The organism is Bradyrhizobium murdochi (genome assembly GCF_000472965.1).
Classification (GTDB): domain Bacteria; phylum Pseudomonadota; class Alphaproteobacteria; order Rhizobiales; family Xanthobacteraceae; genus Bradyrhizobium; species Bradyrhizobium murdochi.
The window spans coordinates 280,912-293,609 of the sequence record NZ_AXAU01000008.1 but is presented as its reverse complement, the minus strand read 5'-3'; the positions used below and the strand labels follow the sequence as shown (position 1 = coordinate 293,609).

13 protein-coding genes and 1 tRNA gene are annotated in these 12,698 nt (G+C 63.0%); 10 read left to right on the top strand and 4 right to left on the bottom strand.

What is annotated here, in order from left to right; translation table 11 throughout:
- Positions 1–7 precede the first annotated feature (7 nt).
- Genes YUO_RS40975 through YUO_RS0117940 form a run of 3 tightly spaced genes read left to right on the top strand, consistent with a single transcriptional unit; the run spans position 8 to position 3,173 of the window.
- Complete coding sequence (locus tag YUO_RS40975; RefSeq protein WP_051379488.1) at positions 8–1,213, top strand: efflux RND transporter periplasmic adaptor subunit; 1,206 nt, start codon at positions 8–10, stop codon at positions 1,211–1,213.
- A 5-nt stretch (positions 1,214–1,218) separates the two neighbouring features.
- Positions 1,219–2,457 carry an ABC transporter permease gene (locus tag YUO_RS0117945; protein ID WP_028348536.1) on the top strand — a complete coding sequence of 413 codons (1,239 nt, stop codon included), beginning with the start codon at positions 1,219–1,221 and terminating at the stop codon, positions 2,455–2,457.
- Positions 2,454–3,173 (top strand): ABC transporter ATP-binding protein, encoded by a 720-nt coding sequence (locus YUO_RS0117940; protein ID WP_028348535.1) that lies wholly within the window; start codon positions 2,454–2,456, stop codon positions 3,171–3,173. The genes YUO_RS0117945 and YUO_RS0117940 overlap by 4 nt, the downstream gene beginning before the upstream one ends.
- Positions 3,174–3,239: 66 nt before the next feature.
- Here YUO_RS0117940 and YUO_RS0117935 read toward each other — a convergent pair whose 3' ends face one another.
- The 3 genes from YUO_RS0117935 to YUO_RS40970 all read right to left on the bottom strand — a co-directional run bounded on the left by YUO_RS0117935 (position 3,240) and on the right by YUO_RS40970 (position 5,177).
- On the bottom strand, positions 3,240–3,572 hold the full coding sequence (locus YUO_RS0117935; RefSeq protein ID WP_235782743.1) for a hypothetical protein: 333 nt from the start codon (positions 3,570–3,572) through the stop codon (positions 3,240–3,242).
- A 110-nt stretch (positions 3,573–3,682) separates the two neighbouring features.
- Positions 3,683–3,772: transfer RNA gene (locus tag YUO_RS0117930), tRNA-Ser, on the bottom strand.
- A gap of 307 nt (positions 3,773–4,079) precedes the next feature.
- The gene (locus tag YUO_RS40970; protein WP_035726929.1) at positions 4,080–5,177 is read right to left on the bottom strand and encodes an ROK family protein; all 1,098 of its coding nucleotides are present in this window, start codon (positions 5,175–5,177) and stop codon (positions 4,080–4,082) included.
- 385 nt (positions 5,178–5,562) lie between these two features.
- On the opposite strand from YUO_RS40970, the gene rplU reads away from it, so the two are divergent.
- From rplU to YUO_RS0117910, 3 genes are all read left to right on the top strand, one after another.
- On the top strand, positions 5,563–5,943 hold the full coding sequence (gene rplU / locus YUO_RS0117920; RefSeq protein WP_028348533.1) for a 50S ribosomal protein L21: 381 nt from the start codon (positions 5,563–5,565) through the stop codon (positions 5,941–5,943).
- A 121-nt stretch (positions 5,944–6,064) separates the two neighbouring features.
- A complete protein-coding gene (gene rpmA, locus YUO_RS0117915; RefSeq protein WP_028348532.1) occupies positions 6,065–6,334 on the top strand; it encodes a 50S ribosomal protein L27 in 270 nt (89 codons plus the stop codon).
- A 124-nt stretch (positions 6,335–6,458) separates the two neighbouring features.
- A complete protein-coding gene (locus tag YUO_RS0117910) occupies positions 6,459–7,061 on the top strand; it encodes a GNAT family N-acetyltransferase (protein WP_028348531.1) in 603 nt (200 codons plus the stop codon).
- A gap of 104 nt (positions 7,062–7,165) precedes the next feature.
- Here the strand turns inward: YUO_RS0117910 and YUO_RS0117905 are convergent, their stop codons facing one another.
- Entirely contained in the window at positions 7,166–8,080 is a 915-nt protein-coding gene (locus YUO_RS0117905; protein WP_028348530.1) for a DMT family transporter, read from the bottom strand.
- Positions 8,081–8,294: 214 nt separating this feature from the next.
- Between YUO_RS0117905 and YUO_RS0117900 the strand changes: the two genes are divergently transcribed.
- The 4 genes from YUO_RS0117900 to YUO_RS0117885 all read left to right on the top strand — a co-directional run bounded on the left by YUO_RS0117900 (position 8,295) and on the right by YUO_RS0117885 (position 12,677).
- Entirely contained in the window at positions 8,295–8,777 is a 483-nt protein-coding gene (locus YUO_RS0117900) for a MaoC family dehydratase (RefSeq protein WP_028348529.1), read from the top strand.
- A gap of 203 nt (positions 8,778–8,980) precedes the next feature.
- Entirely contained in the window at positions 8,981–10,033 is a 1,053-nt protein-coding gene (obgE, locus tag YUO_RS0117895) for a GTPase ObgE (protein ID WP_028348528.1), read from the top strand.
- Positions 10,034–10,123: 90 nt separating this feature from the next.
- Positions 10,124–11,266 (top strand): glutamate 5-kinase, encoded by a 1,143-nt coding sequence (gene proB / locus YUO_RS0117890; protein WP_028348527.1) that lies wholly within the window; start codon positions 10,124–10,126, stop codon positions 11,264–11,266.
- A 118-nt stretch (positions 11,267–11,384) separates the two neighbouring features.
- Positions 11,385–12,677 carry a glutamate-5-semialdehyde dehydrogenase gene (locus YUO_RS0117885; RefSeq protein ID WP_028348526.1) on the top strand — a complete coding sequence of 431 codons (1,293 nt, stop codon included), beginning with the start codon at positions 11,385–11,387 and terminating at the stop codon, positions 12,675–12,677.
- The last annotated feature ends 21 nt before the right edge of the window (positions 12,678–12,698 follow it).

Below are 12,698 nucleotides of genomic sequence, written 5' to 3'. Positions count from 1 at the left end.
ACGCGCCATGAAATTGCAGCATCTGATCGCAACCGGCATTCTGGCCGTCGCCACCGCAGGGGCCGGCTATTACGCCTATCCCCATTTGCTTCGTGCACCGTTGGTAACCACCAGCATTGCCGGCCTCGCGCCGGTTTCCGAAGCGGTTTACGGAACCGGCACCGTCGAGCCCGAGCGCTGGGCCAAAGTGGTGCCGCTGCAGCGCCGCCGGCTGGTCGAGCTTTGCCGATGCGAGGGACAGGTGGTGAAGGCCGGCCAGGTCCTCGGCCGCCAGGACGATGCCGAGGAACGCAGCGCGCTGGACCAGATGGAGATCAATCGCGGCCAGCTCGAACGCGATCTGGCGCGCGCCGAGAAGGATCGCGACAAGAGCGACGCCGCGCGCACCGAATACGAGCAGCGCTGGACCAAGCTCGAGGAAACAAAATCGCGGATCGCCGCCCAGAAGGTACGGCTCGATTCGCTGCTGCTCAGAGCTCCGCTCGACGGCATGGTGCTGCGGCGCGACGGCGAGGTCGGCGAGATCGCCGGCCCCACCGATGTCTTGTTCTGGGTTGGACCGCCTGCGCCGATGCAGGTCGTTGCCGAAATCAATGAGGAGGAGATCAATCGCATCGCGACCGGCCAGAAGGCCTTTCTGCGAAGCGAGGCTTTTCCCGGAAGGGCCCTGCGCGCCACGGTCTCCCAGATCACGCCGAAGGGCGACCCGACCCGCAAGACCTTCCGCGTCTATCTGCGGCTGCCGCAGGATACCCCGCTGCGAATTGGCATGTCGGCCGAGGTCAATATCATCTTCCGCGAAAAGCAGGCGGCCATCGTCGTGCCGGCAGAGGCCGTCGCAGCCGGTTCGGTTCAGATGGTCGATGACGGCCGCATCAAACGTGTGCCGGTGACGGTCGGCGTCCGCGGCAACCGCAACATCGAGATCCTCGGCGACATATCCAAGGGCACGCCTGTGCTTTCGCCCGCCCGCACCGACCTCGCCGACGGCGCCAGGATTCGCATCGACAGCAACCCAGCCAAAGCTGTGGAGCCCGCGGCCACGAGTGAACCGACCGATCAGCCAGCCGCTACACCCGAATCTATCGCGGTAGCCTCAGCCACCACAGCTCCTTCGGATCCCGATGATGCGGTGATTTCGGCAGCCATGACCGCCCACATCGATTCCGTCGTCAATGATGCGCGTCGCAACCTCATCAGCAACAGCCGGTAAGTGCCGTGAAGCTTCTGTTCAACATCGCATGGACCCATGTCAGCGCCCGGGTGCGCCAGACTCTGGTGGGTATGGCCGGCGTCGCCATGGGCGTCGGCTTCACCATCATGATGGCCGGCCTGATGCAGGGCTCGCAGATCGATTTCCTGCGGCAGCTCGTCGACACCATGCCGCACATCACGGTCGATGATGAAAGGCGCTCCGTGCCAACGCAACCCGCCGAGCAGGAATATGCGGCAGTCCAAATGGCCGACATCGCCAATGTCGGCAAGCGTCCCGGCATCAAATATCCGGAATCGGTGATGAGCTCGCTGCGCTCCTGGATACCCGGCGACGTGACTCCCTCGGTGGCAACCAGTGCGATCATCGATCACGGCGGCGCACGCATCGGCATCACATTGACCGGCATCGACCCCCGCCGTGAGGTTCAGGTCTCGAAACTCGCTTCGCAAATGCGTGAGGGAAAGCTCGACGATCTTTCACGCGCGCCGAACGGTATCATCGTCGGCGAAGCACTCGCCGAAAAACTCGGCGTGAAAACCGGCAACACCGTCCTCTTGGTCGGCGGCCAAGGCACCCGACTGAATTCGACGGTGGCCGGACTGTTTCGCTCCGGCTTGAAGCGCGTCGATGAGAGCCAGATCTATTCGCTGGCCGGGACGGCGCAGCTCATGATGGGGCAAAGCGGGGTCGTCAACCAGTTACGGCTGCGGCTGAACGATCCGATGTCGGCGCAAAAGGTCGCGGCGCAGGTCGAAGCGCAGACCGGTTATAGGTCGGTGTCCTGGCAGGAAGCCAATGCCGACCTGCTGTCGACCTTTACCGTGCGCGATTTCATCGTGCTCACGGTGATGGGCGCGATGCTGCTGACATCGTCCTTTGCCACCTACAACATCATTTCGACGATCACGCACGAGAAGCGTCAGGACATCGCGATCATGAAATCGCTGGGCATGCGCGAGTATGCGGTGCGGCGGATCTTCATCATCGAATCCATCATTATCGGCGTGGTCGGCATCCTGTTCGGGTGGATCCTCGGTTACCTGCTCTGCTACGGCTGGTCGAAGATCACGATCTTCAATCCGCTGACCGGCACGACCGTTCCGCTGCAGATCTATTACTCTGCGATGCACTATGTGATCGCCGGCGGCATATCGCTGCTCTGCTGCGCAGGTGCGGCCTATTTCCCGGCACGCAAGGCAACGCGCGTGCATCCAGTCGACATCATCCGGGGAGCATCATGACCGAAGTCGCTTTGCAAGCAGTCGAGCTGGTTCGCCGCATCGAAGGCGTCGTTTCGCACACGCTCGTCAACGGCATTGATCTGGCGGTGAACAAGGGCGAATTCGTCGCCATCACCGGGCCATCGGGATCGGGCAAATCGTCACTGCTCTATCTTCTGGGCCTGCTCGATGCTCCCAGCGAAGGCGAGATCATGATCTGCGGCCAGCCGACCTCGAAATTGTCGGAGACGGAGCGCGCCGACGTTCGCCTGACCAAATGCGGATTTGTATTCCAGTTTCATTTCCTGCTGCCGGAGTTCACCTCGCTCGACAATGTGCTGCTGCCGATGCGCGCAGCCGGCAGGATGACCGAAGGCGAGATGCGCGAGCGCGGCCTTACGCTGCTCGGTTCGCTTGGGCTTGGCGAACACGCCAACAAACGTCCCAACCAGCTCTCCGGCGGACAGCGCCAGCGCGTCGCCATCGCCCGCGCGCTTGCCAACCGCCCCGAGATCATCGTCGCCGACGAGCCAACAGGCGCCCTCGACACAGCGTCGACGGAACAGGTGTTTTCGATCCTTCGCGACATCGCCGACCAGGGCCAGACTGTGGTCGTGGTAACCCACGACCCAGCGCTCGCCGCCCGCGCCGACCGCCGCATCCACATCGTCGACGGCAAGATCCAGGAGATCACCGAACAGGGTAGCGGCGAGTTGGTTTGTGAGGCGGTGAGTTAGTCTCTTCGGATGAAACGCTCGCTATCGAGTCGTTGCACGTGCAGGCGGAGATAGTGCCTGCAACCATCAACCCTGATCCAACTCCCCGGTCCACCGATCTCGTCCCTTCCAGTACGGGCATCGGGGACAAGACTCGCCCATCGGATAATCGATCCCTTCTTCGTGAGGACAACCCATGATTCCATCCGCCATCGCTACAGACCGCGCCGAATGCTGGCGCAAATACGCAGCGATCTCGGCGAGAATAGTCTTGTCCGTCCGCACATCGCCGGTTTCCGAAAACCACCGGTGCAGTTTGGGCTCGGCTCCTTCCTGCGGGATGACAGAAACGGCAACTTTCGAAGCGCGCTGGTTGTCAGGACCATAGAAGGCGATCGTGCCGACGGGATAGCCGCGCATGCCTTGCTTGGCTTTCTTTCGGAGCCATTTGTCCGGCTGCGGTCCAATCTTCATTGCCGCTCCGGGCGTTTACTGGCTGCTTGGACAACTTGCGTGGACAAGAATCGCGCTGGCGGAGAGGGAGGGATTCGAACCCCCGATAGGCTTGCACCTATGCCGCATTTCGAGTGCGGTGCATTCAACCACTCTGCCACCTCTCCAGGCGCCAAGGCGGGCCGGATTCGGCCCTGCGGTCGGGCCGTGTTCTAGGCGAGGAAGCCGGGGCAGACAAGGCGCGCGGCGGAGAAATTCGCCAAAAGCGGGCCGGGCGGCTGTTGGAAAAGAGGTGGGACCGCCAGACGCGACAAAAAACTGGCGGTCCCGTGCCGCTGCTTTGAAATCCTGGCCGGGAAGTGCGGCTTCGCCGGTCAGCCGGAGCGACGAAATGACGGTAGCAAGGCGGCGCGAAACGGCAACGCGAACCCGGTTTTAACCTAACCAGTCAACCTTACTACCCGCGGAAAGCTACTAATCCCGGCCCTTCTTGGCCTTCTTCTCGTCCTTGCCATTGTCCTTGCGCCGGTTGGTGAAGCGCGCATTGCCGAGGCCGGTGCCGATGGTCAAGACGCCCCAGTGCTCGACATCCTGCATGAAGGGAACTTCGGAAAGACCCTGCACCACGCCGTCATTGTGCATCACCACGGCGGTGTCGTGATCGCCGATTTGTGGGATCGCTTCCACCAGGCCTTCCGGCAGGTTGAACGTGCTGCTCTCCCAATTGCCGGGCAGGTTCTGCGCGCCCTTTTCGATCGAGCCGTCCTCATCGATCACGCCGGGACAGGCGATGCCGATGAACGGCGCAAGCTTCTGGCCTTCGGCCTCTGTGGCCGCGATCAGGTCCTTCAGCATCTTGACCAGCCGCTTGACCGCGCCTTCGCGCGTCGGCTCATCGTCGGCGTGCCGCCACAACTCGGACTTCCATACGTCGGCCTTTGAAAGATCGGGCGCTTTCTTCCAGCGCGTCTCGACCACGCCGCAACGAATATTGGTGCCGCCAATATCGACGCCGAGGATGCTGTCATGGCCCTCGAATATCCACGACGGCGCCAGATGCAGGGTGCCGATCAAGCCGGCGTCATCGGGATGAAAGCGGATCGGCATCACATCGACCTCGAAGCCCTCCGCCTTGAGGATGATGTCGGTGCGGGCGATCGCGAGCTCGCCGACCCGGCCCCGCCGAAAGCCGCCGCCCACCACGATGCGCTCGGTGTCGGCCCAGGCTTTGGTCTTCAGGAACCGGCGCGTCACATAAGCCAATTCCTGCGCAAACTCCTCAATCGCGCTATGCACCAAGGCGGCGGCACCGACATCGGCGCCGACCAGCGCCTCGTCGAGATCGTCCTTGGGGATCTCGCCGGCGGACTTCTTGCCCAAGGGATCATCGCCGTTCTTCTTGAGCGGCTTGCGCAAGCCGTCCAGGATCTTGCGGAAAGCCCCCTTGCTGGCGCGGTCACCGAGAAAGCCCTCGTCGTCCTTCAGCTCGACATTGAAACTGTCGACCTCGACCGACGGCAGGCGGGTGGCCCCATGGCGGGCAATCCCCGTAGTGGTGATGTCTTCTGCCATTGCCCTCGCCCTGCCGGATCTCGCTGGCGACAACGGGCAGGGAACCCATTGGTTTCAAGAGAGGGCGAATGGCGAATAGCGAATGGGGTCGGCAATTGTGGTCCCCGACTACCTATTCGCTACTTGCCATTCGCCTTTTTCGGCCGAAATGGCTCTTTTTTGGCGGGTTTTCCGGCCCTTTCGCCTTGACTCACGGCATTCTGCGGCTATAAGTCCCGCATCCGGCGCGGGATTTCTCGCGCCGCTTGTTTTTGCGCGAAATCTTACGGGGTTTGCTCCCCGGCCGCGCGAAAATCGTACCCATAACGACTGACCAAAAAGCCGACCCGGACAGCCCTTTCGGGAATGTGTCCGAGGCCGGGATCGAACACGAAGGAAAAAAACGATGTTCGCAGTCATCAAAACCGGCGGCCGGCAGTACCGCGTCGTTCCGGATGATGTGCTCGAGATAGGCAAGATCGCCGGCGAAGTCGGCACGATCGTGCAGCTTGGTGAAGTTCTGGTGGTCGGCGGTGACACGCCGGTGCTGGGCGCGCCGACGGTGGCAGGCGCTTCCGTTGCGGCCGAAGTGCTGGACCACAAGCGCGGCCCCAAGGTGATCGCGTTCAAGAAGCGTCGCCGCAAGAATTCGCGCCGCAAGCGCGGTTATCGCGACGAGATCACGGTGCTTCGCGTCACCGAGATCCTAACCGACAACGCCAAGCCTTCGATCGGCCCGCGGCCGAAGAGGGAGAAGGTTGCCGCACCGGCTGCCAAGGACGACTAGGCCGCGAACGGCTAGAGCGACCGGAAGTAATGCGCCTCGACGAAAGTTGAGGCGTGAGAAAAAGTGAAATGATTCCGTCAAGGAATTGATCTAGAAATATTCGAGAAATCGGAGACGGGCCATGGCTCACAAAAAAGCAGGCGGTTCATCGCGAAACGGACGCGATTCAGCGGGCAAGCGCCTTGGCATCAAGGCGTATGGCGGCGAACACGTGATTCCCGGCAACATTATCGCGCGTCAACGCGGCACCACCTGGCATCCCGGCCTTAATGTCGGCATGGGCACCGACCATACTCTGTTTGCCAAAGTCGAAGGTCATGTCGAATTCCGTGCAAAAGCCAATGGCCGCACCTTCGTATCGGTAGTTCCGATGACGGAGGCGGCCGAGTAGACGGTGGACAAAATTCGAGTCTGCCGGATCCTGTTGAACCGGCGGAGTCGAAATGGGCTCCAGGGGAGGCGGGAAACCGGCCTCCCCTTTTTAATTTGCGCATATTCGCAATCAGGAGCCCGACATGTTGCAGGACATCCCGATCCAGACCCCGACGCGGCGTCAGACGAGTAGCTGCGTCCTCGAGACCGAACGGCTGACGCTGCGCCGGCCGACGCTCGCGGACGTAAAAGCGATTGCGCATCTCGCCAATGATCGCCGCATTGCGGAAAACACCCGCCGCCTGCCGCATCCCTACCTGCAGGACCACGCGGTCGAATTCGTGCGGGCGAATGCCACCGATAACAGCGAGACGGTGTTTCTGATCGAACACAACTATTCGCCGATCGGCATGGTCGGCATCGACCGCACTGACCCGGATGCACCGGAACTCGGCTACTGGCTCGGCGTCGCGCATTGGGGCCAGGGTTTCGGCACCGAAGCCGCACGCGCCGTGATCGATTTTTTCTTCGAGGAGTTCGACGCCGAACATCTGATTTCGGGCGCCCGCGTCACCAACCCGGGGTCGCGCAACATCCTGGAGAAATGCGGCTTCCAGTGGAGCGGCGTCGAGTTGCACCGCTTCGAAGCACTGGGATGCTCGACCCCGGTCGACCGGTTCCGCCTGACACGCAGCGTGTGGGCATCGCTGAAGAACTGGGGAAGCTCGACGAGGAGAGAGCGGTGAACTCTCCGCGTCATTGCGAGGAGCAACGCGACGAAGCAATCCATCTATCACCGCGCGGAGATTTGGATTGCTTCGTTCGCTCGCAATGACGGCGAGAGCACGACTCACGCCGGCGGATTGACTACCGGCTCCTCGCGCCCAAGCTTCTGTTCTCGCAGGAAGATGTAGATGCCCGCGCCGATGATGATGGCAGCGCCGATGAGGGTCGAGATTGACGGCACGTCGCCCCACACCACAAAGCCGAAGATCACCGCCCACACGATCATCGAATATTGATACGGCACCACGACGCTGGCCGGCGCAAGTTTCAGCGACCGGTTGATGCACAAGAGTGCAACGACGGAAACCACGCCCGCCGCGGCAAACAGGCCGAGACTGCCGGCGCTCGGCGTCACCCAGCCGATCGGCGACATCAGCGCGCCGAGCAGAAATGTGCCGCCGAACTGCGTGGTCGTCAGCACGATATCCGGCGTGTCCCGCAGCGAGCGCGTGATCAGCATCAGGAACGCGAACGACAGGCTGCCGCCGAGCGCGATCATCGCCGGCCAGCTTACCGTTTGCGTGGACGGACGCAGCGCAATCAGGACGCCGCAGAATCCGACCAGGATCGCGGTCCAGCGCCGCCAGCCGACCCGCTCGCCGAGCACGATACCGGAAAGCGCGGTGACGAAAATCGGCGAGGCCAGATAATAGGTGATGACGTCGGCGAGCGGCAGATAGACGGTTGCGAGAAAGAACGCCGCGACCTCGAGCGTCGAGAGCGTCACGCGCAATAGCTGCAGCCATGGCCGCTCGAGGCGCGAGAACTCGGCGCGCTGCTTCCAGATCACCGGCAACAGCACCAGCAGCGCTGCGCAGGCGCGCAGCCACAGTAACTGCCCGACCGAATAGGTCGCGACCATGAATTTCCCAAGCGCATCGCCGAACGAGAACATGAAGATTGACAGCAGCATCAATCCGATGCCGGCCAGGCGCGCAGAGCGCTCGTCATAGGTCGAGATCTTGCCGAACAGGCTCATGACGTTTCCTGCTTGTTGCTCTTCGTCATGGCCAGCGCGTCCGGCCATCCACTTTTTGTGCTAGCCACGTTGTCGAGACGCGGATGCCCGGGGACATTTAGCGCGAAGACGCGCTTCGCGCCATTGCCCGGGTATGACCAATTGAGATGGATCGATTGCCGCAGCCACAGCGCTGCGATACCGGTATCGCTCCAGAAACGGCAGGAAATCCGAGATGACCGAGTTCGACCCCGCCCATCATCGCATGGTGAGCGAACAGCGCTGGTTCGAGGATTTTGTGCTCGGCGAACGCTTCGTCATTCCTAGCCGGACCCAGACCTCGGCAGTGTTCGCCGCGTTCCAGACCGCGAGCGGCGATACCCATCCGATCCATTATGATGTCGAATATTGCCGCGCCCGCGGTATGCCGGACCTGCTCGCGCATGGCTTCCAAACCCTGGTCCACACCGCGCCGGGTGCAGGCCTGTTTCCCTATCTCGTCGAGGAATCGCTGGTCGGCTTCCTCGAGCAATCGAGCAAGTTCCTGAAACCGGTCTATGCCGGCGACACCCTTTATCCGGCGCTCGAGGTGATCGAACTCGTCCCCGGCCGCACCACCGGCGTCGTGACGCTGCGTTCGACGGTGTTCAACCAGCGCAAGGAGCTCGTGCTGGAAGGAATGCAGAAATTCCTGGTTCGCCGGCGACCGGCCTCATAGGAGGCCGTGGCTTGCGGTTCCGAAAAAGGCCCGAAAATTAAGGCTTTTCGTCAATGTTGCGAGCCTTGAGGGTTGCCGCGCGGGAGCCCCTGCCCTAACTACAGACTGGTTCCGATTGAACCAGTCTGTAGAGTCTTTGTTTTGACGCGTTTTCTTGACGCGAACCGGTGTCCACTTCGCTCGAAAACGCTATAGTACAAATCATGAAATTCCTTGACGAGGCAAAGGTCTATATCCGCTCCGGCGACGGCGGCAACGGCTGCGTGGCGTTCCGCCGCGAGAAGTTCATCGAGTTCGGCGGGCCTTCCGGCGGCAATGGCGGCCGCGGTGGCGACGTCATCGTCGAGGCGGTCGATGGGCTGAACACGCTGATCGATTATCGCTACCAGCAGCACTTCAAGGCCCAGAAGGGCACCAATGGCATGGGCAAGGACCGCCATGGCGCCAACGGCAAACCGATCGTTCTCAAGGTGCCGGTGGGCACGCAGATATTCGACGAGGACCGCGAGACGCTGATCCACGACTTCACCGAACTCGGCGAAAAATTCGTGCTCGCCGAAGGCGGCAATGGCGGCTTCGGCAACGCGCATTTCAAATCCTCCACCAACCGCGCGCCGCGCAATGCCAATCCCGGGCAGGAAGGCGAGGAACGCTGGATCTGGCTGCGGCTGAAGCTGATCGCGGACGCCGGCCTCGTCGGCCTGCCCAATGCCGGCAAGTCGACTTTCCTTTCGGTCGTCAGCGCGGCCAAGCCGAAGATCGCCGACTATCCCTTCACCACGCTGCATCCGCAGCTCGGCGTCGTGAACGCGCAGGGCCGCGAATTCGTGCTCGCTGACATTCCCGGCCTGATCGAAGGCGCGCATGAAGGCGCCGGCCTCGGCGATCGGTTTTTGGGCCATGTCGAGCGCTGCCGCGTGCTGCTGCATTTGATCGATGCAACCTGCGAACACGCCGGAAAGGCGTACAAGACGGTGCGGACCGAGCTCGAAGCCTATGAGGGGCATCTCGCCGAGAAGATCGAGATCGTCGCGCTCAACAAGATCGATGCGGTCGCGTCGGATGAATTGAAGAAGCAGAAAGACCGGCTGAAACGCGCGGCGAAGAAGACGCCGCTGCTGCTCTCCGCCGCCACCGGCGAAGGCGTGCCGGAAGCGCTCAAAGCGCTGGTCGAAGTCATCGGTGAGGCCCCGGTTTCTCTCAAGGCCAAGGGCGGTCAGGACCCATGGGCGCCAGTCCCGCCGCCGCAGGGCTGATACAAAGTTAGCCTTCCCGCGGCCGCGCCACTTCCAAATCAGGGGACTGGCGCGTATTGCTTCCGACAATCTGCATCGTCCGACCGCATCATGAAACGCCCCGCGCTCAAAAACTTCCGCCGCATCGTCGTCAAGGTCGGCTCCTCGCTGCTGATCGGCTCCAATGCTGGCGAAGTCCGTTCGGCATGGCTGTCGGCGCTGGCCGCCGATATCGCCAAGCTGCACGGCGAGGGCCGCGATGTTCTCGTCGTGTCGTCAGGCTCGATCGCGCTCGGCCGCAGCCGGTTGAAACTGCCGCGCGGCCCGCTGAAGCTGGAAGAAAGCCAGGGCGCTGCCGCCGTCGGGCAGATCGCGCTGGCACGGATATGGTCGGAAGTGCTCGGCGCTCATGGCATCGGCGCCGGGCAGATCCTGGTAACGCTGCAGGACACCGAGGAGCGCCGCCGTTATCTGAACGCGCGCTCGACCATCGCCAAACTGCTGGAGTGGCGCGCAGTACCCGTGATCAACGAGAACGACACGGTCGCCACCAACGAGATCCGCTACGGCGACAATGACCGCCTCGCCGCGCGTGTCGCCACCATGACGAGCGCCGATCTGCTGATTCTGTTGTCCGATATCGACGGGCTCTATGACGCGCCGCCTGGCGCCAATCCCAACGCAAAGCTGATTCCGATCGTCGAGTCCGTCACCTCGGAGATCGAGGGCATGGCGGGTGCCGCCGAATCCGAACTGTCGCGCGGCGGCATGTTCACCAAGATCGAGGCGGCGAAAATCGCGACGACATCAGGCACGCATATGCTGATCGCCTCGGGCAAGATCGAGCATCCCTTGCAGGCGATATCAGATGGCGGCCGCTGCACCTGGTTCCTGACGTCAGCCAATCCCATCACCGCGCGCAAACGTTGGATCGCGGGCTCGCTGGAGCCGAAGGGAACGCTGACCATCGACGCTGGCGCGGTCGCGGCACTCCGCGCGGGAAAAAGCCTGTTGCCGGCCGGCGTGATCCGGATCGACGGCCAGTTCGCCCGCGGCGATGCGGTGGTAGTGCGCGGCCCCGATACCCACGAGATCGGCCGCGGCCTTGTCGCCTACGACGCCGAGGATGCGGAGAAGATCAAGGGCCGTTCTTCACCTGATGTGATGGCAATCCTTGGCATCAGCGGTCGCGCGGAGATGATCCACCGCGACGATCTGGTGGTGGGGCCGGCCGGAGCCATTCCGGCCAAGTAGGCCAATGGCCGACGAGCCGTTTGTGCCGGTACCGGCAACCAGCCATGCTGGTTCCGGACCTCGCAACAGAAGAATTTCCGTGCTAAGACATGACCTTAATCAAGACCCGAGATCTCCAATGACCGCGCCGCTCAAGGCTATCGACGGTAACGCCGATCTGCCCGCTTTGATGACCGACCTCGCCTCTCATGCGCGCGAGGCCGCGCGGATGCTGGCGCTGGCGCCGCCGGAGCAGAAGGACCAGGCGCTGGAGGCGATCGAGCGGGCGCTCCGCGCCAATGCGGCAAGGATCCTCGCCGCCAATGCCGAGGACGTCGCGGAAGTCAGCGCCACAGGCGCGACCTCGGCCTTCATCGACCGCCTGACGCTGACACCTGCGCGCATCAACGCGATGGCCGATGGCGTTGCAACCGTGCGCGGCATCCCCGATCCGGTCGGCACTGTCACCGAAAGCTGGCAGCGGCCGAACGGCATGACCATCGAGCGCGTGCGCGTGCCGCTCGGCGTGATCGGCGTGATCTTCGAGAGCCGTCCCAATGTCGCGGCCGACGCCGGCGTGCTGTGCCTGAAGTCCGGCAATGCGGTGATCCTGCGCGGCGGCTCCGACAGCTTCCGCTCCTGTCGGGCGATCCACGAAGCCCTGGTGCAGGGCCTGCGCGAAGCCGGCTTGCCGGAAGCCGCGATCACGCTGGTGCCGACGCGCGACCGCGCGGCGGTCGGGCTGATGCTGTCAGGCCTGAACGGCGGCATCGACGTCATCGTGCCGCGCGGCGGCAAGAGCCTGGTGGCGCGGGTTGAAGCGGAAGCGCGCGTGCCAGTGTTTGCGCATCTCGAAGGCGTCAACCACGTCTATGTCGACCGCACCGCCAATCTCGAAATGGCCAAGTCGATCGTGCTGAACGCCAAGATGCGCCGGACCGGCGTCTGCGGCGCGGCCGAGACGCTGCTGGTCGATCGCGCGGGCGCCGCCGCCAATCTGAAGCCGCTGATCGAGATGCTGATCGAATCCGGCTGCGAGGTGCGCGGCGACGACGCCGTGCAGAAGGTCGACGCGCGGGTGAAGCCGGCATCCGATGATGACTGGGATACCGAGTATCTTGATGCCATCATCGCCGCGCGTGTCGTCGACGGCGTTGGCGGGGCAATCACGCACATCCGGAACCACGGCTCGCGCCACACCGATGCGATCGTGGCCGAGGATGCCAAAGCGGCCGAGAAATTCCTCAAAGAGGTCGATTCGGCGATCGTGCTGCATAATGCTTCGACGCAGTTCGCCGACGGCGGCGAGTTTGGCTTCGGCGCCGAGATCGGGATTGCCACCGGCAAATTCCACGCCCGCGGGCCGGTCGGAGCCGAGCAACTGACCAGCTTCAAATACCGCGTTCACGGCACCGGGCAGACGCGGCCGTGACCGCCAGCCCGCGCCCGCGGT